Origin of the sequence: Neorhizobium huautlense (assembly GCF_030811685.1) — a bacterium.
In the GTDB taxonomy this organism is placed as follows: domain Bacteria; phylum Pseudomonadota; class Alphaproteobacteria; order Rhizobiales; family Rhizobiaceae; genus Neorhizobium; species Neorhizobium huautlense_A.
Window position 1 is genome coordinate 258,196 of sequence record NZ_JAUSRF010000001.1, and the last position, 26,202, is coordinate 284,397.

Below are 26,202 nucleotides of genomic sequence, written 5' to 3' on the forward strand. Positions count from 1 at the left end.
ATTGGGATTGCTGGAAACGACGATCAGCGGACGCAAACGCCGAAGCAGCCACGCGCATGTGGTTGCCGAACTCGGCAGCGCCATCGTTTCCGGCGAGCTTGCGGAAGGCTCGATCCTGCCCGGAGACAACGAGCTTTCAGCACGCTTCGGCGTATCGCGCACCGTGCTGCGCGAGGCGATGAAGACGCTGACGGCCAAACGCCTGATTGAACCGAAAGCGCGTGTCGGCACCCGCGTTTTGCCCCGCGACAGCTGGAATTTCTTCGATCCAGACGTGCTGGGCTGGCGCTGTGAAGCGGGCATCGACCATGCCTTCATCGATTACATCGCCGAAATGCGCAATGCGCTGGAGCCGGCAGCAGCGGCCGCTGCCGCCGTGCGCGCGACCAGCGACGATATCGTCGCACTTTATGCCATTGCCGCCCGCTTCGACGATCTGTCGCACACGCCGGAAACCATCGCCAAGGTGGATCTCGACTTTCATCTTGCGGTCGCGCGCATGTCCGGAAACCCGTTCATGCGCTCTGCCAGTGCGCTGATCGAAGCGGCACTGGCAATCTCCTTCCAGCTGTCGTCGCCGGCGGCATCGCCGGAAAAGATCGATGAGGTGGCGAGCAACCACCTGCGTATCGCGCATGCGATCGCCTCGCGCGATCCGGCCAAGGCGATCGCCGCCATGCAACATGTCATCGATGTCGGCAAGAGCCGCATTCTCGGTTCGATGGAGCGCACGCCGGACCTGGAAAACGTGGCAACCTGACGGCTTTGCCATCCCTGCTTGACCGCCAACGAGAAGTCTCTATCTGGGCGGCATGAACACTGAAGCAAACCGCCCGGACAGCTCGACCCGTTCCCGCCATCTGCGGGAAAAACTGCAGCGTATAGAAAGCGGCAGGGACGACTGGGCATTGCGCTGGCAGGCATTGCTGGCGATCGTCGATCTCGCCATCCTCGCTTTTTTCCTGCTCGGTCCCTATCTGCGGTCCGGCCCAAGCTACCTGATCATCGACTACATGATCGCGGTCTGGATTGCCGGCGAACTAATGGCGCGGGCAATTGCAGCCCCTTCGCTCCTGACCTTCGCCAAACGGCCGATGACCTGGATCGACCTGTTCATTCTGGCGACGCTGCTGTTTCCGGAGGCGCTGTTCAACTTCGCCTTCCTGCGGATCATGCGGCTTTGGTCGATCAGCAACAGCACATTGTTCCGGGTTATCCTGATCCGCGCCGGCTGCGGCCAGATGCAGGATGTCATCCGCGCGGTGATCAATTTTCTGGTGTTTCTCTTCGTCATCACCGGCTTTGTCTATACCAGCTTCTTTTACGACCTGCCGGGCGGCGAAGGTTTTGTCGATGCGCTGTATTTTACCGTGGCGACGGTTACCACGACCGGTTTCGGGGATATCACCCTGCCCGGCACGGTGGGCAAGTTGACCTCGGTCGTGACGATGATCATCGGCATTTCACTGTTCGTGCGTCTGGCGCAGGCAATCGTGCGGCCCTACAAGGTGCGCTTCCCCTGCCCGCAATGCGGCCTGCAGCGTCATGATGCCGATGCCGTGCATTGCAAGGCCTGCGGACATGTTCTCAACATTCCGGACGAAGGAATGTGAAGGAACGGGAAACAGACGATGCAACATCAACCATAGTCCGGATAGAATTGTCGAATGAGCAGATTCAACGAGATTGAGATCGCACTGGTCGAACGGCTGCGCGTCCTCAAGGCCGCTCCCGAAAAAACGATCAATCTTCTCGACATATCCGGCCCTTTGCAGGTTTCTGGATACGCGCAAGACGAGATTCTGGAGGTGCTTTCGGCACTGGCGCAGGATGGCATCCTCGTTTTCGCTCCGGGCGACAGGGTTCGCATCCTCAAGCCGCTGCCCGATTGACAACGACTTGCTTAGAACAAAAGAAAATACTTGAATTCGCTGCTTGCTGCCTCACCTAAACAGGTTCGCTCCCCATCGAGCGTGCGTAAATCGAGTAGCAAGCAGGAAACGTGCAGTGCAGACAGCCCGAAAGACCGCCGCAAACCCCACCATTCTCCTGCTGGAAGACGATCTGCTTCTGGCGATGGACATGGAAGAGTTTCTGGCAAGTCGCGGATACGATGTCGTTGGCCCTTTCGGACGGGTGGAAGATGCACTGGACGCGCTGGAGACAACCAGGGTCGATGGCGCCGTCCTTGATCTCAATCTGCACGGAGAATTGTCCTTCCCGGTCATCGAGCGTCTGCGCTGTCGCAATGTCCCGATGATCGTCTGCAGCGGTTATGCCGAACTTCCCGAACTGAAACAGAAACTGGCGGGATTGCCGCTGATGCCCAAGCCGTGGAGCCCGCAAAAGCTTGGCCGTTTGCTGTCCGAGGTTTTCGAAGCTGCGGAACGCTAGATCGTTCAGCCGTTCATGACGCAGCGATCGGTGTCCGGGTGCAGAATATAGTTTTGAATGCAACAACACCGCATCAAGCCGAAACATAGATGATTAATGACATCAAATCATAATTGAAATAATAAAGCCCTCTTAAAATCCACAGCATGAATCGCGGCGCGTGATTCACAGCTTTGAAATTAGTTTTGTCTATATTTGCGACAAACAATATTCATGATTGTACTTAGGGGGTCGCAGTTCGAAACACTAATCTTCCGGTTGCGAAAATATTTATTTTCGTACCATACCGGACGGAGGTGGGTTGCGCTGGATCAATATTCTGGAGATCAGACATGCCTCTTTCTCTTTCGTCCGATGCCGCGCGCGTGCTTGAGGCCATGAACCGGTCGCAGGCCGTCATCGAATTTGATCCCAGCGGACGCGTTCTGGCGGCAAACGGCAATTTCTGCGCGGCCATGGGCTATGACGCAGCAGAAATCATCGGCCAGCATCACAAACTCTTCGTGCCGCCGGAAGAGGCCGCAAGCGAGGACTACAAGCAGTTCTGGGCCAGACTTGGCCGTGGCGAGTTCGACCGCCGCCAGTACAAGCGCATCGGCAAGGGTGGCCGTGAAGTCTGGATCGAAGCGTCCTACAATCCGGTCTTTCGTGGCGGCAAGGTCTACAAAGTGGTGAAATTCGCCACCGACATTACCGAAGCGAAGCTGAAGGCAGCCGACGATGCCGGCAAGATTGCCGCCGTATCCCGCGCCCAGGCGATGATCGAGTTCACGCCGGAAGGCATCATCCTCAATGCCAACGAAAATTTCCTACAGACCGTCGGTTACGACCTGAGCGAGATCATCGGAAAACACCACTCGATGTTCTGCGACAAGGCCTATGCCCAGACCGAGGACTACAGGACCCTGTGGAACAGCCTGCAGGCCGGCGAGTTTTCGGCAGCCGAATTTACCCGCGTCGGCAAGGGCGGCCGTATCGTTCACATCCAGGCGTCCTACAATCCGATCTTCGACATGAACGGCAGGGTTTTCAAGGTCGTGAAATTCGCGACCGACATTACCGGCCGGGTCGACAATGTCGAGGTGCTGGCAGACAGCCTGAACCATCTGGCAGCCGGCGACCTCACCAGCAGCATCGACAAGCCCTTCATTCCGTCACTGGAACGCCTGCGTGTCGATTTCAACCGCACGGTGGAACGTCTGCGTGACGCCATGACGACGGTTGCCCGCAATGCCAGCGGCATTGCCGCCGCATCCTCGGAAGTGCGCAGCGCCTCCAACGACCTTTCCAAGCGCACCGACGAGCAGGCCGCCTCCGTCGAAGAAACGGCCGCAGCGCTCGAGGAAATCACCACGACCGTGGCCGATAGCAGCCGCCGCGCTCACGAAGCCGGGCAGCTTGTCGAGACCACCCGCAGCCATGCCGAACAATCCGGCATCGTGGTCCGCGAGGCGATCTCTGCCATGGGCGCGATCGAAAATTCTTCGCGCGAGATTTCCAACATCATCAGCGTGATCGACGAGATTGCCTTCCAGACAAATCTTCTGGCGCTCAATGCCGGCGTGGAAGCGGCACGTGCAGGCGAGGCCGGCAAGGGCTTTGCTGTCGTGGCGCAGGAAGTTCGCGAGCTTGCCCAGCGGTCTGCCAAAGCCGCAAAGGAAATCAAGGCACTGATCACCGCCTCCGCCGCACAGGTGAAGGAAGGCGTGACGCTGGTGGACCGCACCGGCGCGGCGCTCGACCAGATCGTCGCCCAGGTCCAGCAGATCAGCGGCAATGTCGCGGCAATCGTCGAAAGCGCCCGCGAACAGTCGAACGGACTTGCCGAGATCAACAAGGCGGTCAACACGATCGACCAGGGCACCCAGCAGAACGCTGCGATGGTGGAACAGTCGAATGCAGCAGCACAGGCGCTGGCAGGCGAGGCGGAAGAACTGTTCAAGCTGATTGCCCAGTTCAATGTCGGCCATGCCGTGCATGCACAGCAGCAGGTTCTGGAAGCATCGTTCAGCCGCCCGGCACAGCCGGCCTTGAAGGTTGCGACAAAGCCGGTTCCGCGGCCGGCCCCGCAGCTGGCACCAAAACGTGCCCCCGCTCCGGCATTCCATGGCAATGCTGCCCTCGCTCAAGACAATTGGGAAGAGTTTTGATCGCAAACTATCAAATGTGAATGACGGGCGTGGGTAAACCTGCGCCCTTTCGCATGTGTGCATCCGGTTTTGAAATCTGGACATGAACGGAAATCGCGCTCGGGCGTTTACATCGTAGGCTCCATGCCTATGTTGCCGTGACAGGATCGAAAAGTTTGATATTTGCCAAATTCTCGATCAGAGCCGAACCCAGTCAGTACCGGAGTGTCCATGTGAATCGGCCGGATCTCGATAGTTGCGCGCAGGAACCGATCCATGTCCCCGGCGCCATCCAACCGCATGGCGCAATGGTGGTGATCCGCCCGTCGGACATGACGGTCCTTCAGGCAAGCGCCAATGCCACCGAGTTTCTCGGGCGACCGATTGCAATCGGCGAAACCGTGGACGGAGTGATCGATGCGCATCGCAACGAGATTCTGACATGGCATGGTTCGGAAGAACCGGAACTGCAGATCCAGGCGGACAATCTCAGCCTCGGTTTCCATCGGGCCGGGGACATGATTGTTGCGGAATTGGAGACATCACCAAGCGACGCTGCCGACAATGTATTCCTGCGCCTGCGCGGCTTTGCCCAGCAGCTGGCCGGCCAGCCGGACTTGCCGGGTGCGCTGTCCACCACCGTGCGGGTGATGGAGAAGCTGACCGGCTTCGACCGGGTGCTGGCCTATCGTTTCGACGGGGAGTGGAACGGCCATGTGGTTGCCGAAGCCGGCAATGGCCGCTTGCCTTCCTATATGGGCCTGCGTTTTCCGGCGGGCGACATCCCGCCCCAGGCGCGTGCGCTTTACGCGCTCAACCACGTGCGCCTCATTCCCGACGTCAACTATCAGCCGGTGCCGCTGCAGCCGGTGATCAATCCGCAGACGGGCGATACGCTGGACATGAGTTCGGCGCAGCTGCGCAGCGTCTCGCCGATCCATCTCGAATATATGCGCAACATGGGCACGGCGGCCTCCATGTCGGTGTCGATCATGGTCGATGGGCGCCTGTGGGGCCTGATCGCCTGCCACAGCCATGAGCCGCACAATGTCCCCGTCGTGACGCGCGAGGCCTGCGACTTCATCGTCCAGACGCTTGCGATGCGCATTGCCGCGCAGGAACATGCCGACGAGGCCGCCCACAGCGTCGCGCTGGCACGCATCCAGGGCCGTTTGCTCGGAGCCATGAGCGTCAGCCAATACTGGTTGGATGGCCTCGTTTCCAACGTCGCGGATCTTCTGGCGCAGGTGGCCGCCTCCGGTGCCGCCATCGTGGCCGGCGGCGAGTGCCACACGGTTGGCGCCACGCCGACGCAGGATGAGATTGCGCAGATAATCGGCTGGCTTGCGGACCGTCCCGACACCGAAGTCTTCGCCACCCATGCCTTGCCGCTGGACATGCCGGCCGCGAAGGATTTCGCCGCCACGGCCAGCGGCATCATCGCCATCCGCATTTCCGAACTGCATGAAAGCTGGCTCATCTGGTTCCGCCCGGAAGTGTTGCGCACCGTCGAATGGGGCGGAGACCCGCACAAGGTGGTGCGCGAACAGGGGCGCATTCATCCGCGCGTTTCCTTCGAGCGATGGAGCGAACAGGTGCGGCTGCACGCAGCCCCCTGGGCGGAGGCCGAGATCACCGCCGCCCGCGACCTGCGCGCCGCAATTGTCGGCATCGTTTTGCGCAAGGCCGAGGAACTGGCGCAGCTGAGCAGCGAACTTCAGCGCTCCAACAAGGAACTGGAGGCGTTTTCCTATTCCGTTTCGCACGATCTGCGTGCGCCGTTTCGCCACATCGTCGGCTTTGCGCAATTGCTGCGCGAGCGGGAAAACGTGCTGGACGAAAAATCGAAACATTACCTGCAGACGATTTCCGAAGCAGCGCTTTCGGCCGGACGGCTGGTCGACGATCTTCTGAATTTTTCGCAGCTTGGCCGTGCCTCCATCGCCCACAAGACGGTGGACATGAACAAGCTGGTGGCAGAAGTCGTTCGCAGCGTGATGATCAACAACGAGGATCGCGCCATCGAATGGGCGATCGATACGCTGCCGCCTGCCTGGGGCGATGCCACGCTCCTGCGCCAGGTATGGTTCAACCTCATCGAAAATGCCGTGAAATATTCACGCCCCCGCGCGCCCGCACGGATTTCCGTCACCGGCACGACCGAAAACGACCGCACGACCTATACCGTCAGTGATAACGGGGTCGGTTTCGACATGGCTTATGTGGACAAGCTGTTTGGCGTGTTCCAGCGGCTTCAGCGTGTCGAGGATTTCGAAGGGACGGGCATCGGCCTTGCCCTTGTGCGAAGAATCATCGAACGACACTCCGGTATCATTCGTGGCGAAGGTGAAGTCGATAAAGGCGCCACCTTCGTTTTTGCCCTGCCGAAAGAAGGAAAGGGAAAGATCCTTGCCTGAACTGCGCCCGATATTGCTGGTCGAAGACAACCCGCGCGACCTTGAACTGACGCTGGCGGCGCTGGAAAAATGCCAGCTGGCCAACGAGATCGTCATTGCCCGCGATGGCGCCGAGGCGATGGATTATCTGCTGGGCGCGGGCAACCATGCCGGCAAGGACGGCGGCAATCCGACCGTGGTGCTGCTGGACCTGAAACTGCCCAAGATCGACGGGCTGGAAGTGCTGGAAAAGATCAAGAAGGACGCCAACCTGCGCCACATTCCGGTGGTCATGCTGACCTCCTCCCGTGAGGAGCAGGACCTGGTGCGTTCCTATGAACTCGGCGTCAACGCCTTCGTGGTCAAGCCCGTCGAGTTCAACGAATTCTTCAAGGCCATTCAGGACCTCGGCGTCTTCTGGGCCATTCTCAACGAACCACCTCCGGGATCCAGACCGAATGCCTCTTGAACATGCCCCTCCTCGCCCGCGTATTCTTTTGCTCGAGGATAGCCTGCTTGACGCTGAATTGATTTCCGAACACCTGGCAAAGATCAGCCCGGCTCCGGAAATACTGCGTGTTTCGTCGCGCCCGACATATGTGCAGGCGCTGGAGAAACGTGATTTCGACGTCATTCTGTCGGATTTTTCGCTTCCGGATTTCGACGGCATGTCGGCATTGGAACTGGCGGCTGCGCAGGTGCCGGACGTGCCATTCATTTTTGTGTCCGGCGTTCTGGGCGAAGAAATGGCGATTGATGCATTCAGGCGGGGTGCGACCGACTACGTTTTGAAACAGCGGTTGATCCGCCTGCCCGCCGCCGTGGAACGGGCACTGGCGGAAGCACGCGAGCGCACAGAACGCCGCCGCGCCGAGCACCAGAAGGAACTGTTGGTGCGCGAACTCAGCCACCGCGTGAAAAACACGATGGCGATGGTGATGTCGATCGTGCGGCGCACGGCGAAGAATAGCGGCACGGTGGAAAGTTATGTGGAGAACCTGAGCGGCAGGCTGCGCGCCATGGCGGACGCACATGCGCTTCTGTTTGAAAGCAACTGGACCGACGCCGAACTTCTGCAGGTGCTGGAGCGAACGATCGCCCCGCATGAACAGGGCAACCGTTTCGAGATCGATGCCGGACCGGTGATCCATCTTGACCCCAAGGCGGCGCTGGCGCTGAGCCTTGCCTTCAACGAACTGATGACCAATGCCATCAAATACGGCGCGCTGTCGCATGCCGACGGACGCGTGGCGATCGGCTGGACGCGCGATGAGATCGATGGCGAGCCCTGGCTTTCGCTGCACTGGCGCGAGATCGACGGCCCCGCCGTCAGGCCGCCGCAGGAGGACGGTTTTGGGACGACGCTGATCCAGCGCAGCATCCGCTACGAACTGCGTGGCGAGACGGTGCTGGATTACGCGGTGACCGGGCTGGTCTGCGACATCCGTTTTCCGCTGTCGCAGCAGGACGGCAACATCATCAGCTGACAGGACATCAAACCTGCTTATCGGAGCGTGCGGTGCAGCATGGCAACGCCGCCTTCGAAAACATGACTAATTCAGTAATATTTTCTTTGACAAGATTGCTCTGACCAACAGGCCCTGCTAACCGCTCGCGCATGCACTCGGCCTTCACCCCGGATCTGCTTGGCACTTTTTTGAGCCTGCGCAAGCGCCTGCTGTCCACCATCTCGCGACTGGTGCGCTCGCACGCGACCGCGGAAGACCTGGCTCAGGACACGTTTCTGCGCCTGTGGGAGAGACGCAATACACCGGTCGATCCTGCGCATCTGCAGAACTACGTCCTGCGCACCGGCCGCAACCTTGCCATCGACTTCCGCCGGCGCGAGCGTATAGCACCGTTCGTGCAGGGTATCGAACACCTGGATTTCATCGCAGATCAGGCCCCGACACCGGAAGACAGCACAGCCGCCAGGCAAAAACTGAGGGTACTCTCGGCTGCCATAGAGGCCCTGCCGCCGCGTGCGCGTCAGGTTTTCGTGATGGCGCGTATCGATGGCCTGACCTATGTCGAAATCGGTGAAAAGCTGGGCATTTCCCCGAAAACCGTGTTCAGCCACATGGTGGCGGCGCTCGAAAAGCTGGATTCATCATGCCATTCGGATGATTGAGAATTAAATTGCGCGGCGACCGAGGTTTTTGCCGGCCTCACTCGTAAAGACAGAAGTGAATATCGGGACGAATGGATGTTGGGCGCAGAAGCCCGGGAAAACGATGGGCAAGAGCACGCATACAGACCTGCCGGACGATGCCGGCGACGGCACGGCCCACAAGGCGGCGACGTGGTTTGCACATCTGCTTGATCCGGCGACACCGCAATCGGACTATGCCCGTTTTCGCGATTGGCTGGAGGCGGATGAGAGCCATGCCGAAGCCTATGCCCGCATCGAACGCCTGTGGGGACAGGCGGCGGCGGAACCGCTTAGGGCCGGCGGCACACGTCGCACCTTCCTGAAAACGGCCGGCGGCGTGGTTTTGCTGGCGGGCATCGGCGCGGCCTGGACAGCCGGCATGCGGCGGCCCGATTTTTCGACGGGGACGGGCGAAATCCGCACCGTTTCGCTGCCGGATGGCTCGACCGCACAGCTTTCCGCCGGCAGCGCCATCTCCATCGATTTCCACGGCTCCACACGCTCCGTGGTCCTGCATGCCGGCGAGGCCTATTTTACCGTCGCGCCGAATGCCGGACGGCCCTTTATCGTGGAAGCCGGACCTTTGAAGGCAACAGCGCTGGGTACCGCCTATTCCGTCGCCATCACGCCCGAACGATTGAGCGTTGCCGTGACCGAACACGACGTTCGGGTCGAGGTCGATACACAACGCCTGGACCTCGGCGAAGGCGATGCGGTGGACTACGAAAAAGGCAGGCTCGGGACCGTTATCCGGGAAGAAACGGAAGGCCGCCTCGGCTGGCGCAAGCGCCAGCTCGTTTTCCTGGCGCGGCCGCTTGGCGAGGTGGTGGCGGAGCTCAACCGCTGGCGCGCCGGCCGTCTCGTCGTGCTTGATCAGGCACTGGCGGATCGCCGCGTCACGGCGATCATAGACGTCAACGACATTGCCCGTATCGACCGCACGCTGGAACAGGGACTGCCGATCACGCTCACCCACTATACCCCGTTGCTGACTGTCGTTTCGGCCCGGCGTTAATTTCTCGAAAATAATTTACCGATGCACTCAGGTTTTTTCCCTGCTCATTCGTATGGGTGCTTGAGCGGCGCTGGGCGGTGCCGCGCCAATGCGTGTTAAAGGGGCATGAGCATGTTGCGTAAAATCGGATCCCGTATGGTCGGCATCGGGCTTGGCTGGACCTTGTTGACCACCACCAGCCTTGTTGCATTCGCCATGGCCGCACAGGCCCAGGAAACGGCACGGATCCGCAATTTCAGCATCCCCACCCAAAACATTGCCGCCGCCCTCGTTCGTTACTCCTCGATCACCGGCATCAACGTCGTTTATGACGGCAGCCTGCCGGCTGGCGCCCGCAGCAGCGCGGTCAGCGGCCGCCTGTCCGATCAACAGGCACTCGATCAGTTGCTTGTCGACTCGGGCCTGACCTATCGTTTCGGCGCCAATGACACCGTCACCATCATCGCACCGGGCAAGACGTCGGGCGGCGTTGCGGCCGACGGTACGACCATGCTCGGCACGATTACCGTGGAAGGCGAAAGCGGTCGCAGTTACGGCGCTGTGGACAGCAGCGTCGGCACCAGGACCGACACGCCTTTGCGCGACGTGCCGCAGTCGATCCAGGTGGTCAAGCGCAGCGTCATCACCGACCAGCAGGCAACGACCCTCACACAGGCGCTGCAGAACGTCTCCAACGTGCAGCAGAGCAATACCGGCGCCAACCGGGCCGAAACCTTCATCACCCGTGGCTTTTCATCCGGCACCTATGCCATCGACGGTTCCGTACTGAACGCCACCGGCAGCCGCCCGGAGGTCAACCCCGATCTGGCCGGTGTCGAGCGCGTGGAAGTGCTCAAAGGCCCGGCTTCCGTGCTTTACGGTCGTGGTGAGCCGGGTGGCCTGATCAACATCGTCACCCGACGCCCGACCACGACGCCGACGGCGGAAGCCACCACCCAGCTCGGCAGTTTCGGTTTCCGCCGTGCGGAAGCCACCGCCAGCGGTCCCTTGAACGACGATGCGAGCCTGACCGGCCGTATCACCGGCGCCGCCCAGCGCGAGGAAGGTTTTGTCGAAAACCGGCCCGATAGCGAGCGCCAGTACATCGGTGGCGTTCTGGAATGGAACCCGGACGAGGACACCAGGGTCTCGCTCAGCATCGACCATACCCGCCAGAAGCAGCCATACGACCGCGGACTGGTTGTCGGCACGAATGGCGAGATCATCGACGTACCCTATGACAGCTTCTTCGGCGAGGAGTGGTCCATGGTGAACAGTCGCAAGACCCGCGTCTCGCTTTCGGCCGAGCACCAGACGACCGACTGGCTGAAACTGCGCGGCACGGTTCGTTACGACGATGCCTACACGACGGACACCGGCATCGATTTTCGCGAACTGACGGATGCCGACGGATCCATGTTGCGCCGCCGCTATACGGATCGTGTTGAAGACATGCGCAATCTGGATCTTCAGTTCGAAGGCGTCATGACCTTCGATACCGGCGATATCGGACACACCGTTCTCGCCGGCGTGCAGCATACCCGCTCGCATATGGATTTCTGGTCCGCCCGCGCGAACATTGCGCCCATCGATATCTATAACCCGGTCTACGGCGCTCCGATGACGCCGACGACGCTTGAGAATGTCTATGTTCAGGACATTCTTGCGAGCTCCGTGTACCTGCAGGACCAGATCGAATTCTCCGATCAGTGGAAGGCTCTTGTCGGCCTGCGCTACGATCATTTCGATCACACCGTCGAACACAGCGTTGGTGACGAAGAGCCGCCTTTCGATGGCGGCGCGCTGACCTGGCGTGCCGGTCTCGTTTATCAGCCGACCGATCGTCTGTCCTTCTACACCAGCTATGCCACCAGCTTCATGCCGCAAAGTGCGCTGAACCAGGATGGACAGGTGCTGGATCCGGAAGAAGGCTGGCAGGTCGAGGCGGGCGTGAAGGCTGAACTTACCGATCGGCTTTCGGCAACGTTCTCGGTGTTTCACATCACCAAGAACAATGTTGCGGTCGCGGTCGACGAAGAGGACTACTCCCGCCTTAGCGGCCAGCAGCGTTCGCGCGGCGCGGAGATCGATATTACCGGCGAGATCATGGATGGCTGGCAGGTGATCGCCTCGCTCGGTTACGTCGATGCCGAGGTTACCAAGGACGACACGCCGTCCTATGTCGGCAATCGCCTGATCGGTACGCCCTACTGGAGCGGCAGCCTGTGGACGACCTACGAGTTCCACACCCGCAGGCTTGAAGGGTTGAAACTCGGTGCCGGCATCACCGCCGTCGGCAAGCGCGCCGGCGATCTTGAAAAGCCGTTTTATGTCGACGGTTATTACCGGGTCGATGCCGCCGTCTCCTACAAGATCAACGACAATCTCAACTTCTCGCTCGTCGGCCGCAACCTGACGGACGAAAAGTACATCGAAAGCACCGCCAGCCGCACGGAAAATCATCCCGGCGCACCGATCAACTTCATGGCCGCCCTCAAGGCGTCCTTCTGATCGAATGATCCGGAGGCTGTGAATGAAGGCAGGCGTTGAGAATGCGCAGACCGTCCTCACCCTTGAGGACGTGACGTTTGGTTATGGCGGCAACGCCGTGCTGGATACGATCTCGCTTGCCTTCAGGTCCGGTGAATTCGTTGCCATTGTCGGGCCGAACGGCTGCGGAAAATCGACTCTCCTGAAAATCATGGCCGGGCTCCTGTCCCCCGGCCATGGCGCGATCAAGCTGGACGACCGCCCCGTCTCCTCTTTTTCGCGCAAAAATCTGGCGCGGCACATGGCGATGCTGGCGCAATCCAACGAGGCGCCTGCCGGCATGGTGGTTTGCGATCTCGTCGGCATGGGGCGGTTTGCCCATGAGGGCTGGCTGAGCCGTGGAACGGCTCGCGACATCGCCCATATCGACGCCGCCATGCAGACCATGGCGGTGACCGATCTTGCCGATCGTCGTGTCGGCGAGCTTTCTGGCGGGCAGTTGCAGCGCTGCCGCATGGCCATGGCGCTGGCGCAGGATGCAAACATCCTGCTGCTGGACGAGCCGACCAACCATCTCGACCTGAAACATCAATATGCGCTGCTGGAAACCGCCCGCATGCAGGCGGCCACGGGCCGGGCGGTCATCGCCGTCCTGCACGATCTCACCCATGCCAGCCTTTTTGCCGACCGCATCATCCTGATGGATGGCGGCAAGGTTTTGGCCGATGGCGCTCCCGCCGATGTGCTGACGCCGGAAAACATCGCCGCTGTTTATGGCATCGTCACGGTCGCCAAAACCTTTGGCCGCGCCATCGTGCACCTGCCGGAAAGCGCTGTCGAATGAAGGCGGGGCCTGGCCTTGTGCTGGTGACAATGGCATTTTTTCTGCTGTGCGGCCTGCATCTGACAGCCGGCGCGCGGTTCAGCGCTCCCGCGCTGGTTTTCGATGCGCTGTTTGATCATGATCCGCGCAATTACCAGCATGTGGTGGTGATCAAACAGCGGCTGACGCGGCTTGTGGTTGCCGGATATGTGGGGGCCGTGCTGGCGGTTTCCGGGCTCCTGCTGCAGAAAATCCTGCGCAACGACCTCGTGTCGCCCTCCACACTCGGCATCAATAGCGGTGCCGTCGCCTTCGTGATTTTCGGCATCTATCTGTTCGGTCTGAACGGTGCCGCCCTGTTCTGGCCGGCACTCATCGGCGGCTTTGCGGCCGTCGCCGTCGCCTTTCTCGCGGCCGGTCTCGTCAGCCGGGGCAGGCGCGATCCGCTGTCTCTCATCCTCGGCGGCGCGATGACCGCAACGCTGTTTTCCTCCGCCACGACGTTTGTCATCTCGCTTGATCCGGACCGTTTCGGCAATCTGATGGGCTGGCTGGTCGGCGATATCGGCAATTTCGATTACCTGCCGCTGGCATGGCTCTGGCCGGTTGGCGTGACCGGGATCGGGTTTGCCCTTGTGCTCTGCCGACAGATCGATCTTCTGACGCTGGGCACCGAACAGGCGGCAACACTGGGAGCCGATCCCCGGTTGGTGCGCGCGGGTACGCTGGCACTGGCGATCCCGCTTGCGATTTCGGCCGTCTGCGTGGTCGGGCCGATCGGTTTCGTCGGGCTTGTGGCCCCGCACATCACCCGGCTGCTGATCGGCGAGACCGGCCGCCCGGCGCTTGGGTTCTGCACGCTCTGCGGCGCGGTGATCGTGATCGCAGCAGATATTGCCGCACGCACATTGCTGGCACCGCAACTGCTCCAGGTCGGCACTGTGATGGCGCTGTGCGGCGGCATCGCCTTTCTCGTGATCGTCGTTGCGACACTGCGACGGAGGGCCGCCTGATGCGACGGCAGTTTACGCTCCGGCTCGGCTCTGCCATCCATCTCCCGATCGACCTCAGGCCGGCCTTGGTGCTGGCGGCCTTGTCGATACTGCTGTGCATCAGCACGCTGCATGCCCTGCAACTCGGTTCCACCGCCCTTTCGATGGATGACGTCATCCGCTGGCTGATGCCGTGGCAGGATGCCGATGCGGAAACATCCGCCATCATGCTTTTGCGCTGGCCACGTGTCACCGTTGCCATTCTGGCAGGGGCGATGATCGCCACCTCGGGTTATCTTCTGCAGGTCGTGTCGCGCAACGGGCTGGCCGATCCCGGCCTGCTCGGAATTTCGCAGGGCGGCATGGCGGCGGTGGTGATCGGTGCGGCGGTGTTCGGCCTTCCCCCGGCATGGCTTGCCTGGGCAAGCCTGGCCGGTGGTTTTGCCACGGCCCTCATCGTCATGACGCTTGCCTGGCGGCTTTCCTCCTCCACCGGTCTCATTCTGGTCGGGCTTGCGGTCGGCATCGTGCTCGGTGCCGCGATCGAGATCATCATGGTGCGCGGCGGCATTCTGCAATTTGCCCGCTGGCTGGCATGGTCACACGGGTCGCTGACATCCGTCTCGGCCGGCAATGCCGGCATGGTGGCACTCTGGGCTGCCGTGCTTTTGCCGCTGTCGCTGATTGCCTCCGGCCAGATGATGCCCCTGCTTCTGGGGCACGAACAGGCGGCCGGCATCGGTGCTTCGCCGCGTCGCCTTTCCCTGCTGCTGACGCTGATGGCCGCAGCACTCGTGGCGCCGATCGTCGCCGCCGTCGGACCGATCTCCTTTCTCGGCCTGATTGCCGGACATATCGCCCGCGCTCTGGTCGGCGAGCGACCGGTGGCGGTCATGCCCGTTGCCATGCTTTGCGGCGCACTGATCCTGCAGATTGCCGACACGGTCGGGCGCACGCTGTTTCTGCCTGTCATCGTACCGGCCGGCATTCTCGTTTCGATCGCCGGCGTGCTCGCCTTTCTGATTGCCGCGCGTCTCTCCCGCTCCAGCCGTTAGGATTTTTTTGCAATGCGCCTGATCTCGCAACTTGTTCTTGCCGCAACCCTCGCCTTCGTATCACCGGCGGCCGCCCGCAATGTGACCGATCACGGCGGCAACGTGGTCGAGGTACCGGACGCGCCGCAACGGATCCTCTCGCTGCATGACTGGACCCTGACGGTGATGACAAGGGAACTCGATGCGCCACTGATTGCCAGCGCCGGCCGGCTGGCGCCGGATGGAACCACGTTCATTCGCGGTGGCCGCGAGCTGTTCGGATTGAATTTCGACCAGATTGCGCTTGCCGCCATTCACGGCAAGCCGGATCTGGAGCGTATCCGCAGCCTCAAGCCTGATCTCATCGTCGCCAATATCGGTGATTACAGCGCCCTGCGCGAACAGCTTTCCACCATCGCCCCGACGCTGATGTTCGATGCCGAAAACGGTGACAAACCGTTCGATCTCTATCGGCAATATGCGGGCTGGATCGGCAGGCAGGCGCGTTTCGATGCGCTGAAGGCCGCTTATGACAAACGGATAACCGAAGCGCGCCAAAAACTGCCGAAGACGCTGATCGACGGCAGTTATTCCGCCATTCTGGCCAATGAACGCGACGGCACGCTGACCATGCTGAAGGAATATGGCGTGCAGACAACCGTGCTCGACGATCTGGGCATGAGCCGCACCGCCCTTGCGCAAAGCGTACCGGAAGGCCAGAGCCGGATGACGATCGGCGCGGAACTGATCGGCGAGATCGATGCCGACCTGATCGTAACCTCCTATCTGCCGGAAAGCGGCGAAAGCCCGGAGAGCATTTTTCCCGCCCTTACGCGTATCGCGCCCGGTTACGAGGCCTTTTTGCGTGCCCATGAGGCAAAGCGCATTCTCAGCTTTTCGCGGTATGAGATTTATCCGCCGAGCTTTCGCGGCGCCGATATCTTTCTCGACAGGCTTGAAGTCTTGATCGACTGAGCTCTTTATCGCTCGCCGCGCGCCACCAGCCAGATCAGGTATGGCGCGCCAACGAGCGCGGCAAACAGGCCGAGCGGCAGCTCGTAAGGGAAGGTTGCCGTGCGCGCGCCGAAATCGGCAAAGGCCATGACGACGGCACCGAGCAGGAAGGATGCCGTCATGTGATCGCCTGATCGCACGAAACCGGCGCGCAAGGCGATATGCGGCGCGATCAGGCCGACGAAGCTCAAGGGACCGACCAGAAGCGAGGCGGCACCCGTGGCGATGCCGCAGATCAGCAGGAGCACGATGCGGCTGACCGGCACCGACACGCCAAGCGAACGCGCAACCGGCGCTCCCAGAGGCAGGACCGCGAGCCAGCGGGTGAAAAAGAGCGAAACCATCAGACCGACCACCGCGATGGCGGCCAGAAGCATGGCGGTTCCCGCCGTCGCCGTGGACGCGGAGCCACCAAGCCAGGCGAGGATCTGCCAGGAACGCTGATCGCCGATTGCCATCAGCGCGGCGAGAACCGAAGAGCTGAGCGAACCGATGGCGATACCGGCGAGAAGCAATTTGTCGGCCGGCAGGTGGCGACGGCTGGCAAAGGCGAGCACCAGCGCCATGACGACGAGGGCACCGGCGCCGGCACCGGCAAGCTGCGTGAGCGCTCCGCCCAAGGGCCAGAAGGTAAGCGCGGCTGCAAAACCGAGACCCGCACCACCGCTGACGCCGATCACTTCGGGGCTCGCCATGGCATTGCCGGTCATGCGCTGCAGGATGGCACCGGTGAGCGCCAGCAGGCCACCTGCCGCCGAAGCCGCCAACAGGCGCGGCCAGCGCAGCGGCGCAAGATCGGCAATCTGGTTCAAGTCCAGCATGATCCAGTTCTCACCATTGCGGGCAACGGCAAGTGCCAGAATGATGATGGCCATGCCGGCCAGCAGAAACAACGGCAGGCCGCGTCTGAACGGGAGCGGCCTCACCATCAGCGCCGGCTTTTCGTGCAGGTCCGTGGTGCGCACGCGCGGCAGCAGCCACAAAAGCAACGGCCCGCCGATCAGGGCCGTGACGGCGCCGGTCGGAAAGGTTTCGCCGGCACTGGAGGCGATCAGTTGCACGAGGCCATCGCACAGAAACAACAGCAAGGCGCCGGCAACGGGTGACATGGCGACGACCATGGCCGGTCGGCGGATACCCATGCCGCGCACCAGCGCCGGGGCGGCCAGACCGACAAAACTGACAAGGCCGACACCGGCCGCGACAAAGCCGGCAAGCGCCGTGGCGACGGCGGCAACGGCGAAGCGGATGCCGACGAGATTGACACCGAGTGCACGCGCTCCGGCATCTCCGAGGCCCAGCAGCAGAAGCGGGCGCAGCAGCAGGGCGGACAGGATGGCGGCAATGGCGAATTCGACCGAGAGTGACTGAAACACCGACCAGTCTTGCTGGCTCAGCGAACCGCCATTCCAGGTGACGAGCGACATCAGGTATTCGCCCTGTGCCAGCGTCAGCGCGGCGGAAAATGCCGCGGCGGTGACGCCCACCAGAAGACCGGAAACGACCATGGTGACAGGCTCGAAGGCGCGCCGGGCGGCAAGTGTGAAAACGATCGCCGCAGCGGCACCCGCGCCGAACAGCGCCACGAAGGTGCGATTGCCATCCAGAAATTCCGGAAAGAACAGCGTGGCGACAACGATGGCCAGCTGCGCACCGGCGGAAATGCCGAGCGTGGAGGGATCGGCGATCGGGTTGCGCAACAGCTGCTGCAAAAGCGCACCGGAGAGGCCGAGCGCGGCACCGGCCACCAATGCCACGGCAGCGCGCGGAAAGGTGCCGTAAACGAGGATGAGCTCATCCATCGATGTCGGCGACGCAAGCGCATTGCCCCACATGCCGATCGGAAGCCGCAGGGATGCCTCATGCAGAAAAAGCGCGGCCGCGACCACGGTCACAACGACCGGAAAAATCCACGCAAGACGTTTCATCGGCCGGCACCTTCACTCTGAAGCGCTTCAGCGAAAAGGCGCGCAAACCGCATTCCGGCCGTGACGCCGCCATAAGGCGCGATATTGGGTAGTTGCAGCACGCGCCCTTGGCTCACGGGCTCCAGTGCATTCCAGATCATGCTGGATCGCAGGCGACTGCGTGCTTCGACCGGGATATCGGAGACGATAACGATCCGCGCATCCCTTTCCACGGCGAGATTTTCGATCGGCACCGGGGCTGCGAAGGTGAAGCGCGAACGATCCGGCCACGCATTTCTGAAACCAAGGCGGACAAGGATATCACCGAACATGCTGTCGGAGCCGAAAATACGCACATGCCGGGAGTCGCCGATATTGACGAGATAGGTCGGGCGGTCGGTAAAACGGGCCAGCGACTGCCGCATGGTTTCGAGGGCCGCGCGAATATCCGTCTCGACATGCGCCGCCTCCTGGCTGCGGCCCAGTCTTTCGCCAAGCGCACGCACGGCGCCCAGTGCCTTTTCGAACGGCGGCTCACCCTTGACGTAAAAAGGCAGCGACAGGGTCGGCGCGATGGCGGACAGCGTCGCCTCATGGCGTGTGTAGAAGGGCGAGATGAGGATCAGGTCCGGCTTGACGAGATGGAGAAGCTCTAGATTGACCGAGCCGCGCAAGCCCAGATCGATAACGTTGTCAGGGATGGCCGGTTCGACCGCGTCCTTGTGGAACTGGATCAGCTCGGTGGCAGCCACGGGCATCACGCCAAGCGCCACTGCGGTTTCCAGCATGGCCCAATCGATGGCGGCGATGCGCTGCGGAGGGGCTGCCGCATTCGCGCGTCCGGCAAGAGCCAAGGCCGCGCTGCCCAGAAGGACACCGCGGCGGCTGAAAGACATCATATCAGATCGGCATGCCATCAAATCGTTACCAGGTGAAGCTGAGCTTCCCCATAACCGATCTGCCTTCGCCGTAATAGCAACCGAAGGTGCCGCAATTGGAAAGGTATTCCTCATCGGCAATGTTCTGGATGTTGAGCGAGGCCTTGTAACCGTTCTTTTGATAGGTCAGCGCCGCATCGAACAGGATATTGGCATCCATCTTCAGCGTGTTGGCCGCATTGCCGTAACGGCTGCCGACATACCGCATGCCACCGCCGATGCCGAGACCTTCAAGCGCTGTGTCCGGCTGGAACGTATATTTGAGCCACAGGCTGGCGGTGTTCTGCGGCACGGTTTCCGGGCGCAGGCCGGTATCCGTCACCTCGGCATCCATGTGGGTATAGGCGGCGCGCAGATCGAGGCCCTCGGTGAGGCTTGCGACACCTTCCAGCTCCAGACCTCGGACGCGGATTTCGCCGATCTGCTCCTGAACGCCGGGAGATACCGTCCTGACGATATTCTGCTGCTTGAGGTCATAAACGGCGGCGCTGAAGAAGCCGTCAAATCCTTCCGGCTGATATTTGACGCCGAGTTCGACCTGTTCGCCCGTGGTCGGTGCACCCGGCGCGGTCACCACCACGCCACCCGAGGTGCCCCTGTTGATAGGGCCGATCGGCTCGAACGACGTGGCATAGCTGATATAGGGCGAGATGCCGTTGTCGAAGAGATAGCTCAGGCCCGCACGACCGGTCAGCTTGCTGTCGCGCTGGTCATAAGCGGTGACGACACCATCCTTGTTGACCGCGTGGCTGTCCGTGCGCGCCCAGTCATGGCGCAGGCCAAGCGTGGCGTGCCAATTTTCATAGGCGATCTCATCCTGAACGTAGAGACCGATCTGGGTGAGATCGGAAAGGACATGATTGGACGACGTCGGCGTGCCACCGATCACCTGGTGATAATCGGGATCGAAGATGTCCAGACCCGGCGCGGGCAGAAAGACGGAGCGGGTATTGTTCTCGAAATAACGCGCATCGAGGCCGAACAGCATGGTGTGTTCCAATCCACCCGTGGCGAATTCCGCCTGAAGCTGATTATCCATATTGTAGGTATTCAGCATCTCGTCCTGATCGAGCGCAGAACGACGCAGCGTCCGGGGATCGATCATGCCTGCATCAGCGCGGTCGATACGGGCCTGACTGACGGCCTGATATTCCCAATCGAAATGCGAGTAGCGGAAATTCTGGCGGAATGTCCAGGTCTCGTCGAAGCGATGCTCGAACTCGTAGCCGATATTGGCAAGCGTGCGGCTGGAGCGGTCAAAACCCTTGTCGCCCACATAAAAATCGCGCGGCAGCTTGTAACTTGTCGCATTCATCGTCAGCACGGCCGGCAGGCCTGAAGGCGTGCTCGGATTGTCATGCTGCAGGCTGGTGAGGATGGTCAGCGACGTATCCTCATCCGGCTTCCAGGTCAGCGCCGGCGCGATGAAATAGCGGTCGTTGTCGAGGAAGTCGGTCTGCTCGCCGGCCTTGCGGCCCATGCCGGTCAGGCGATAGGCGAAGGTATCGCTACCTGCGACCGGGCCACCGACATCGAAGAACGTGCCGTAATGTTCATGGCTGCCGACCTGTACACCGACTTCGCCAAAGTTTTCGAAGGTGGGGCGTTTGCTGATCATGTTGGTCAGGCCTCCGGGATTGCCCTGCCCGTACATGACCGAGGCCGGACCGCGCAGCACTTCGACGCGCTCCAGACCATAGATCTCGTAGGACGCGGCACCGAACGTGCGCATCATCCGCAAGCCGTTCAGGAACTGCGACTGGCGACCATCGAAACCGCGAATGCTCGGCGAATCGAAACGGGGATCGGAACCATAGGGCTGACCGACGACACCCGGCGAATAATCCAGCACCTCACCCAGGGTCTGGGCATTCTGCGCCTCGATCTGATCGCGTGTGATTACCGAAACCGACTGCTGGGTTTCGATCAGAGACGCGCCCGTCTTGGAAGCGGAGGCACTTGTCTTGGCGACATAACCCTTGACCGCGCCTTTCGGGTTTTCATCGGCATTGCCCGTCACGACGATGGGCGCCAGGGTGGTGGCGCTCGTGGCATCCTGCGCAGATGCGGCACCGGCGCTCAGGCAACCGGCAAAAGCGACGGATGCGGCAAGCATCGTGTGAGTTTTCGAAAAAATCATTATGCGCCCCCGCAACATTGTCCGCATGCGCCTCGGGCGACTCGAACCATCAATCTGGACTTATTTTGTCATCTTTATAGCGCGGGCGCGCATCGATCCAATAATCGGAGGATGTATTTTTCAGAACTATCTCTTATGAAGTTCTCTCGTCATATAAGTTACGCTTATTCGTTCGAGACCTCGCCCATGGCAGCACCAAAAACGCCCCGCGCAACCCAGTTCGAACTCCGGCATCTGCGTTATTTCATAGCGCTGGTGGAGGAGAGGAATTTCGAACGGGCAGCGGCAAGGCTCGGCATTGCCCAGCCGGGGTTGAGCCAGCAGATCCGCAATCTCGAAACACTGGTGGGCCTGCCGCTGCTGGACAGGTCGAAACGCTCTGTACACCTGACACCGCCCGGCCAGATCCTGTTCGACGAGGCACGCAAGATCGTGGCGCAGACCGATGCAGCGCTTTCACAGCTACGCCGCGTCGGTCGTGGCCAGACGGGCAAGATTTCCATCGGTTACGTCGCCTCCGTCGCCTATTCCGGCGTACTGACGCAATCGCTTTCGTCCTTCCGCCAGACTTATCCGGATATCGAACTGCAACTGGTCGAGATGGAAATGCGCATGCAATTGAACAAGATTGCCGAAGGAGAGCTGGATTTCGGCTATATCCGCCCGCCCGTTTCGGTGCCTGCCGGCGTGGCAACGATGACGGTGCTGCGTGAACCGCTTGTGGTCGCCTTGCCGGCAAACCATCCTCTCGCCTCGGTCGAGGAGGTCCATCTTGCCGCGCTTTCCGCCGAAAGCTTCATCACACCGAGGCAACCGGCCGATGTCGGCTGGCATTCCAACACGCTTGAAGCCTGCCGTGCCGCCGGCTTCGAGCCTGCCATCAGCGCCACCGGCCGTGACTTCACCACCATCGCCAGCATGGTGGCGGTGGGTCTGGGTGCCGCTGTCGGGCCGCAATCGCTTTCCTGCCTGCGATTGCCGGGTGTTCGTTATCTGCGGCTTTTGAACAACCGTGTTACCTCGGATCTGGCGGTCGCCTATCGCAAGACGGAAGGTTCGGTCGCCGTGCGCGCCTTCATTGCCCACCAGCGGGCAAAATATGCACAGGCAACACTTGAAGGGTGAGGCTCAGCCCTGCCATTCCTTTGCCAGCGGCAATGCTTCGAGGCGCAGCAGATCGATGGCGCGCCGGGCAATGTGCTCGATGATATCGGCAATAGTTTCAGGCCGGTGATAGAAGGCCGGCACCGGCGGCATGACGGTCGCCCCCATTTCTGTGACCGACACCATGTTGCGCAGATGACCGAGATGCAGCGGCGTTTCGCGGGTCAGAAGAATGAGCGGACGGCGCTCCTTCAGCTGCACATCGGCGGCACGGATGAGGAGATTGTCCGCCAAACCGGAAGCGATGCCGGCCAGCGTACGCATGGAGCAGGGCGCGACGATCATCCCCACGGTGCGAAACGAGCCACTGGCGATGGAGGCGCCGATATCTTCGATTGCGTGATGGTGATGGCAGAGATCGATGAGACGCACCAGCGCATCCGGGCCCACTTCATGTTCGAGCGTGCGGGTTGCCGCTTGCGAGACGACGAGATGCAGTTCAACGTCCGGCACGTCCGTCAGAAGTTTGCCGATCCTCAGTGCGATCGCGGCACCGGATGCGCCGGAAACACCAAGAACCACGCGTTTTTTCGGGTCACTCATCATGACATGTCCAGCCCGAGTTCGCTCCACATGGCAGAGACGCGCTCTTCGACCTCCGGCGCCATGGCGAGCACCTTGCCCCATTCACGATCTGTTTCAGGACCGATCTTGTTGGTGGCATCCAGTCCCAGCTTGCCGCCGAGACCGGGTTTCGGCGAGGCGAAATCGAGATAATCGATCGGCGTGTCGGCCAAGACCACCATATCGCGCGAGGCATCGAAACGGGTGGCAAGCGCCCACATCACATCCGGCCAGCTGCGGACATTGATATCGGGATCAACCGCGATGATGAGCTTGGTATAGGAAAACTGCGGCAGCATGGACCACAGGCCGAGCATGATACGCCGCGCCTGTCCGGCGTAACGTTTGTCGATCGACACCACGATGGCACGATAGGAACAGGCCTCCGGCGGCAGGAACAGGTCAACGATCTCGGGAAACTGCTTTTTGACCAGCGGCACGAACAGCTCGTTCATCGCCTCGCCGAGCACCGAAGGTTCATCCGGCGGACGGCCGGTATAGGTGGACAGATAGACCGGCTGTTGCCGCATGGTGATCGCGGTGACGGTCATCACCGGAAAACGATCGACGGAATTGTAATAACCGGTGTGATCGCCATAAGGCCCTTCATCCGCCACTTCCGTTGCCGACACCGTACCCTCAATGACGATTTCCGCATTGGCGGGAATGAAAAGCGGCTGGCTGACGGCTTTCACCACGCGCGAACGGCGACGGCGCAGCACCCCGGCAAAACCGAGTTCGCTCATGCCTTCCGGCAACGGCATGACGGCGGACAGAATGGTTTGTGGGTCCGAGCCGATGACAACCGCAACCGGCGTATCCTTGCCCTGACGCTGCCATTCGCGGTGATGTTTGGCTCCGCCGCGATGGGCCAGCCAGCGCATGATCAACTGGTTTTTCCCGAGTTTCTGCATGCGATAAACGCCGAGATTGACGTCCGACGGATCATCATGACTGCGCGTGACGATCAGCGGCCATGTGACGAGAGGTGCCGGCTCGCCCGGCCAGCACCACTGGATCGGCAGCTTGTCCAGATCGATATCGTCACCACGCAGCACCACGTCCTGACAAGGCGCGGAACCGACCTGCCGCACGCCAAGCGACAGCGCCGATTGCAAAAGCGGCAGTTTTCCCAATGCATCCTTCAGCGATGTCGGCGGGCGCGGTTCGCGCAGATCGCCCATCAGTTTTGCAAGGTCGCCGATCTTTCCCGGTTCAAGCCCGAAACCGAGTTCGATCCTCTCGCGTGTGCCAAAGAGGTTGGCAAGCAGCGGGATCGCAGCAACGTTTCCGTCCGCATCCACCGGCTTTTCAAACCACAGAGCCGGGCCGCCGGCATGCAGCACGCGGCGGTGAATTTCGGTCACCTCATGCACAAGGCTGACCGGTGCGGAAATGCGTTTCAACAGACCGCGACGTTCCAGTTCCGAGGCGAAATGTTGCAGGTCGCGGTAGCGGGGTGGCGCGGGATTTTGAAACATCCCCTTATCTTTGGCGGGGGATTTTGGCCCCGTCTTTGTTCTAGCTCAAAACCATGTTGCGCCGCGGTCGTTAGCTTTTGCGCGAAATGATCCGGAGACGTCCGACGCAAATGCAACTCATCCCTCCCCTTCTCACCCGCCCTCTCAACGCCGTGCCGCTTGTCGTCATCGAGCGCATCTGCCGCTTGATGTTCAGACGCATCGGCACCGCCCATCCCGGGCTTTTCGAGAGGCTGGGCGAACACAGGACAAAACGTTTCGCCTTCCTGCCGACCGATGTGCCGCTTTCCTTCGTCGTGGAACCCGCCAGCGAAACCATTTCCGTCTCGCGCAAGACCAGCGATGTCACCGCCGATGCGGTGACCGAGGCGCCACTGTTCATGTTGCTGGCGCTGATGGAGGGACGTTGCGACGCCGATGCGCTGTTCTTCTCGCGTGACCTTTCGGTAACCGGCGACATGGAGGCGATGCTTGCAATGCGCAATGCGCTCGATGCCAGCAATATCGACCTGTCAAAAGATCTCGCCCGGCTTGCCGGCCCGTTTGCTCCGATGGCTGGCCGGGTGATCGGCGAAATCCGCAACCGCGCTCTTCGGGGAGAAGCCGCATCATGGAACTGATCTGTCCCGCCGGCACGCCGGCTGCCTTCCACGAAGCCGTGGATGCCGGCGCCGATGCCGTTTATTGCGGTTTTCGCGACGAAACCAATGCCCGCAATTTTCCCGGCCTCAATTTTTCCCGTGAGGAACTGAAGGAAGCCATTGCCTACGCCAAAACGAAGGGTTGCGAGACCTTCGTCGCCCTCAACACCTTTATGCGCGCAGGTGCAGAGGAAATCTGGTACCGGGGCGCGGCCGATGCCATTGCCTGCGGGGCGGATGCGCTGATCCTTGCCGATTTCGGCCTGATGGCACATGTGGCCGAAAAATATCCCGACCAGCGGCTGCATGTCTCGGTACAGGCGTCGGCTTCCAACCCGGATGCCATCAATTTTCTCGTCGACACGTTTAATGCGAAACGCGTGGTTCTGCCGCGCACGCTGACGATTGCCGACATTGCCCGTATCGGCAAATCCATCCGCTGCGAGATGGAAGTGTTTGTGTTCGGCGGGCTCTGCGTGATGGCGGAAGGGCGCTGTTCGCTCTCCTCTTATGCCACCGGCAAATCGCCCAACATGAACGGCGTCTGTTCGCCGGCAAGCCATGTGCACTACCGCAAGCATGGCCGCGATCTGGTGTCGGAACTCGGCGAATTCACCATCAACCGTTTCCCCGAAGGCGAGGCAGCTGGTTACCCGACGCTGTGCAAAGGCCGGTTCGATATCGCCGATGCCAAGGGTTATGCCTTCGAGGACCCGGTTTCGCTGGATGTGATGGGCGAATTGGAAGCGCTGAAAGCCGCCGGTGTCAGCGCACTCAAGATCGAGGGACGCCAGCGCGGCAAGGCCTATGTCGCCGAAGTGGTGAAGGTGATGAAGGCGGCGGTGAACAGTCCGCCGGAAAGGCGCGGTGCGTTGCTTGCACGGCTGCACAGTATGAGCGAGGGACAAAAAACCACGTCCGGCGCCTACGAAAAACGCTGGAGATAAAA

23 protein-coding genes are annotated in these 26,202 nt (G+C 61.1%); 18 read left to right on the forward strand and 5 right to left on the reverse strand.

Going from position 1 to position 26,202, the window contains the following annotated elements; translation table 11 throughout:
* Position 1 precedes the first annotated feature (1 nt).
* The 15 genes from J2T09_RS01095 to J2T09_RS01165 all read left to right on the forward strand — a co-directional run bounded on the left by J2T09_RS01095 (position 2) and on the right by J2T09_RS01165 (position 16,379).
* Positions 2 to 760 carry a FadR/GntR family transcriptional regulator gene (locus J2T09_RS01095; protein ID WP_306830152.1) on the forward strand — a complete coding sequence of 253 codons (759 nt, stop codon included), beginning with the start codon at positions 2 to 4 and terminating at the stop codon, positions 758 to 760.
* A gap of 52 nt (positions 761 to 812) precedes the next feature.
* Positions 813 to 1,613: an ion channel gene (locus J2T09_RS01100; protein ID WP_306830154.1), complete on the forward strand. Its 801-nt coding sequence runs from the start codon at positions 813 to 815 to the stop codon at positions 1,611 to 1,613.
* Between the two features lie 54 nt (positions 1,614 to 1,667).
* The gene (locus J2T09_RS01105; RefSeq protein ID WP_306830156.1) at positions 1,668 to 1,892 is read left to right on the forward strand and encodes a hypothetical protein; all 225 of its coding nucleotides are present in this window, start codon (positions 1,668 to 1,670) and stop codon (positions 1,890 to 1,892) included.
* Positions 1,893 to 2,007: 115 nt separating this feature from the next.
* Positions 2,008 to 2,394 carry a response regulator gene (locus J2T09_RS01110; protein ID WP_306830158.1) on the forward strand — a complete coding sequence of 129 codons (387 nt, stop codon included), beginning with the start codon at positions 2,008 to 2,010 and terminating at the stop codon, positions 2,392 to 2,394.
* Positions 2,395 to 2,726: 332 nt separating this feature from the next.
* Positions 2,727 to 4,544 carry a methyl-accepting chemotaxis protein gene (locus J2T09_RS01115; protein WP_306830160.1) on the forward strand — a complete coding sequence of 606 codons (1,818 nt, stop codon included), beginning with the start codon at positions 2,727 to 2,729 and terminating at the stop codon, positions 4,542 to 4,544.
* 212 nt (positions 4,545 to 4,756) lie between these two features.
* Positions 4,757 to 6,940: an ATP-binding protein gene (locus J2T09_RS01120; protein WP_306830163.1), complete on the forward strand. Its 2,184-nt coding sequence runs from the start codon at positions 4,757 to 4,759 to the stop codon at positions 6,938 to 6,940.
* A complete protein-coding gene (locus tag J2T09_RS01125) occupies positions 6,933 to 7,388 on the forward strand; it encodes a response regulator (protein ID WP_306830165.1) in 456 nt (151 codons plus the stop codon). The genes J2T09_RS01120 and J2T09_RS01125 overlap by 8 nt, the downstream gene beginning before the upstream one ends.
* Complete coding sequence (locus tag J2T09_RS01130) at positions 7,378 to 8,406, forward strand: sensor histidine kinase (protein ID WP_306830168.1); 1,029 nt, start codon at positions 7,378 to 7,380, stop codon at positions 8,404 to 8,406. The genes J2T09_RS01125 and J2T09_RS01130 overlap by 11 nt, the downstream gene beginning before the upstream one ends.
* A gap of 170 nt (positions 8,407 to 8,576) precedes the next feature.
* A complete protein-coding gene (locus J2T09_RS01135; protein ID WP_306830170.1) occupies positions 8,577 to 9,050 on the forward strand; it encodes an RNA polymerase sigma factor in 474 nt (157 codons plus the stop codon).
* A 103-nt stretch (positions 9,051 to 9,153) separates the two neighbouring features.
* Complete coding sequence (locus J2T09_RS01140) at positions 9,154 to 10,086, forward strand: FecR family protein (RefSeq protein ID WP_306830172.1); 933 nt, start codon at positions 9,154 to 9,156, stop codon at positions 10,084 to 10,086.
* A 111-nt stretch (positions 10,087 to 10,197) separates the two neighbouring features.
* Positions 10,198 to 12,576, forward strand: a complete 2,379-nt coding sequence (locus tag J2T09_RS01145; protein WP_306830174.1) for a TonB-dependent siderophore receptor — start codon at positions 10,198 to 10,200, stop codon at positions 12,574 to 12,576.
* A 22-nt stretch (positions 12,577 to 12,598) separates the two neighbouring features.
* Positions 12,599 to 13,399 carry an ABC transporter ATP-binding protein gene (locus J2T09_RS01150; RefSeq protein ID WP_306830176.1) on the forward strand — a complete coding sequence of 267 codons (801 nt, stop codon included), beginning with the start codon at positions 12,599 to 12,601 and terminating at the stop codon, positions 13,397 to 13,399.
* Between the two features lie 29 nt (positions 13,400 to 13,428).
* Positions 13,429 to 14,391 carry a FecCD family ABC transporter permease gene (locus tag J2T09_RS01155; protein ID WP_306830179.1) on the forward strand — a complete coding sequence of 321 codons (963 nt, stop codon included), beginning with the start codon at positions 13,429 to 13,431 and terminating at the stop codon, positions 14,389 to 14,391.
* Positions 14,391 to 15,425, forward strand: coding sequence for a FecCD family ABC transporter permease (locus J2T09_RS01160; protein WP_306830181.1), 1,035 nt, complete (start codon positions 14,391 to 14,393; stop codon positions 15,423 to 15,425). Before J2T09_RS01155 ends, J2T09_RS01160 begins: the two co-directional genes overlap by 1 nt.
* 12 nt (positions 15,426 to 15,437) lie before the next feature.
* Positions 15,438 to 16,379 (forward strand): ABC transporter substrate-binding protein, encoded by a 942-nt coding sequence (locus J2T09_RS01165; RefSeq protein ID WP_306830183.1) that lies wholly within the window; start codon positions 15,438 to 15,440, stop codon positions 16,377 to 16,379.
* Positions 16,380 to 16,384: 5 nt separating this feature from the next.
* Here the strand turns inward: J2T09_RS01165 and fhuB are convergent, their stop codons facing one another.
* Genes fhuB through J2T09_RS01180 form a run of 3 tightly spaced genes read right to left on the reverse strand, consistent with a single transcriptional unit; the run spans position 16,385 to position 21,403 of the window.
* Positions 16,385 to 18,346, reverse strand: a complete 1,962-nt coding sequence (fhuB, locus tag J2T09_RS01170; RefSeq protein WP_306830185.1) for a Fe(3+)-hydroxamate ABC transporter permease FhuB — start codon at positions 18,344 to 18,346, stop codon at positions 16,385 to 16,387.
* The gene (locus tag J2T09_RS01175) at positions 18,343 to 19,221 is read right to left on the reverse strand and encodes an iron-siderophore ABC transporter substrate-binding protein (RefSeq protein ID WP_306830187.1); all 879 of its coding nucleotides are present in this window, start codon (positions 19,219 to 19,221) and stop codon (positions 18,343 to 18,345) included. Before J2T09_RS01175 ends, fhuB begins: the two co-directional genes overlap by 4 nt.
* A 28-nt stretch (positions 19,222 to 19,249) precedes the next feature.
* Positions 19,250 to 21,403 (reverse strand): TonB-dependent siderophore receptor, encoded by a 2,154-nt coding sequence (locus tag J2T09_RS01180; RefSeq protein WP_306830188.1) that lies wholly within the window; start codon positions 21,401 to 21,403, stop codon positions 19,250 to 19,252.
* Between the two features lie 186 nt (positions 21,404 to 21,589).
* Here J2T09_RS01180 and J2T09_RS01185 point away from each other — a divergent pair, with 186 nt between their 5' ends.
* Complete coding sequence (locus J2T09_RS01185; protein WP_306830190.1) at positions 21,590 to 22,528, forward strand: LysR substrate-binding domain-containing protein; 939 nt, start codon at positions 21,590 to 21,592, stop codon at positions 22,526 to 22,528.
* Between the two features lie 3 nt (positions 22,529 to 22,531).
* Here J2T09_RS01185 and J2T09_RS01190 read toward each other — a convergent pair whose 3' ends face one another.
* Positions 22,532 to 23,110, reverse strand: a complete 579-nt coding sequence (locus J2T09_RS01190) for a UbiX family flavin prenyltransferase (RefSeq protein ID WP_306830192.1) — start codon at positions 23,108 to 23,110, stop codon at positions 22,532 to 22,534.
* Positions 23,110 to 24,612 (reverse strand): UbiD family decarboxylase, encoded by a 1,503-nt coding sequence (locus J2T09_RS01195; RefSeq protein WP_306830194.1) that lies wholly within the window; start codon positions 24,610 to 24,612, stop codon positions 23,110 to 23,112. Before J2T09_RS01195 ends, J2T09_RS01190 begins: the two co-directional genes overlap by 1 nt.
* Before the next feature lie 110 nt (positions 24,613 to 24,722).
* Between J2T09_RS01195 and ubiT the strand changes: the two genes are divergently transcribed.
* Positions 24,723 to 25,232: a ubiquinone anaerobic biosynthesis accessory factor UbiT gene (gene ubiT / locus J2T09_RS01200; protein ID WP_306830196.1), complete on the forward strand. Its 510-nt coding sequence runs from the start codon at positions 24,723 to 24,725 to the stop codon at positions 25,230 to 25,232.
* The gene (gene ubiU, locus J2T09_RS01205; RefSeq protein WP_306830198.1) at positions 25,223 to 26,200 is read left to right on the forward strand and encodes a ubiquinone anaerobic biosynthesis protein UbiU; all 978 of its coding nucleotides are present in this window, start codon (positions 25,223 to 25,225) and stop codon (positions 26,198 to 26,200) included. The genes ubiT and ubiU overlap by 10 nt, the downstream gene beginning before the upstream one ends.
* Positions 26,201 to 26,202: the final 2 nt, after the last annotated feature.

Bases quoted from the DNA above. Each gene is read 5' to 3' on its own strand.
- J2T09_RS01100 (WP_306830154.1), top strand. From the start codon at position 813: ATGAACACTGAAGCAAACCGCCCGGACAGCTCGACCCGTTCCCGCCAT.
- J2T09_RS01105 (WP_306830156.1), top strand. From the start codon at position 1,668: ATGAGCAGATTCAACGAGATTGAGATCGCACTGGTCGAACGGCTGCGC.
- J2T09_RS01115 (WP_306830160.1), top strand. From the start codon at position 2,727: ATGCCTCTTTCTCTTTCGTCCGATGCCGCGCGCGTGCTTGAGGCCATG.
- J2T09_RS01130 (WP_306830168.1), top strand. From the start codon at position 7,378: ATGCCTCTTGAACATGCCCCTCCTCGCCCGCGTATTCTTTTGCTCGAG.
- J2T09_RS01140 (WP_306830172.1), top strand. From the start codon at position 9,154: ATGGGCAAGAGCACGCATACAGACCTGCCGGACGATGCCGGCGACGGC.
- J2T09_RS01145 (WP_306830174.1), top strand. From the start codon at position 10,198: ATGTTGCGTAAAATCGGATCCCGTATGGTCGGCATCGGGCTTGGCTGG.
- J2T09_RS01150 (WP_306830176.1), top strand. From the start codon at position 12,599: ATGAAGGCAGGCGTTGAGAATGCGCAGACCGTCCTCACCCTTGAGGAC.
- J2T09_RS01155 (WP_306830179.1), top strand. From the start codon at position 13,429: ATGGCATTTTTTCTGCTGTGCGGCCTGCATCTGACAGCCGGCGCGCGG.
- J2T09_RS01160 (WP_306830181.1), top strand. From the start codon at position 14,391: ATGCGACGGCAGTTTACGCTCCGGCTCGGCTCTGCCATCCATCTCCCG.
- J2T09_RS01165 (WP_306830183.1), top strand. From the start codon at position 15,438: ATGCGCCTGATCTCGCAACTTGTTCTTGCCGCAACCCTCGCCTTCGTA.
- fhuB (WP_306830185.1), bottom strand. From the start codon at position 18,346: ATGAAACGTCTTGCGTGGATTTTTCCGGTCGTTGTGACCGTGGTCGCG.
- J2T09_RS01175 (WP_306830187.1), bottom strand. From the start codon at position 19,221: ATGTCTTTCAGCCGCCGCGGTGTCCTTCTGGGCAGCGCGGCCTTGGCT.
- J2T09_RS01180 (WP_306830188.1), bottom strand. From the start codon at position 21,403: ATGATTTTTTCGAAAACTCACACGATGCTTGCCGCATCCGTCGCTTTT.
- J2T09_RS01185 (WP_306830190.1), top strand. From the start codon at position 21,590: ATGGCAGCACCAAAAACGCCCCGCGCAACCCAGTTCGAACTCCGGCAT.
- J2T09_RS01190 (WP_306830192.1), bottom strand. From the start codon at position 23,110: ATGAGTGACCCGAAAAAACGCGTGGTTCTTGGTGTTTCCGGCGCATCC.
- J2T09_RS01195 (WP_306830194.1), bottom strand. From the start codon at position 24,612: ATGTTTCAAAATCCCGCGCCACCCCGCTACCGCGACCTGCAACATTTC.
- ubiT (WP_306830196.1), top strand. From the start codon at position 24,723: ATGCAACTCATCCCTCCCCTTCTCACCCGCCCTCTCAACGCCGTGCCG.
- ubiU (WP_306830198.1), top strand. From the start codon at position 25,223: ATGGAACTGATCTGTCCCGCCGGCACGCCGGCTGCCTTCCACGAAGCC.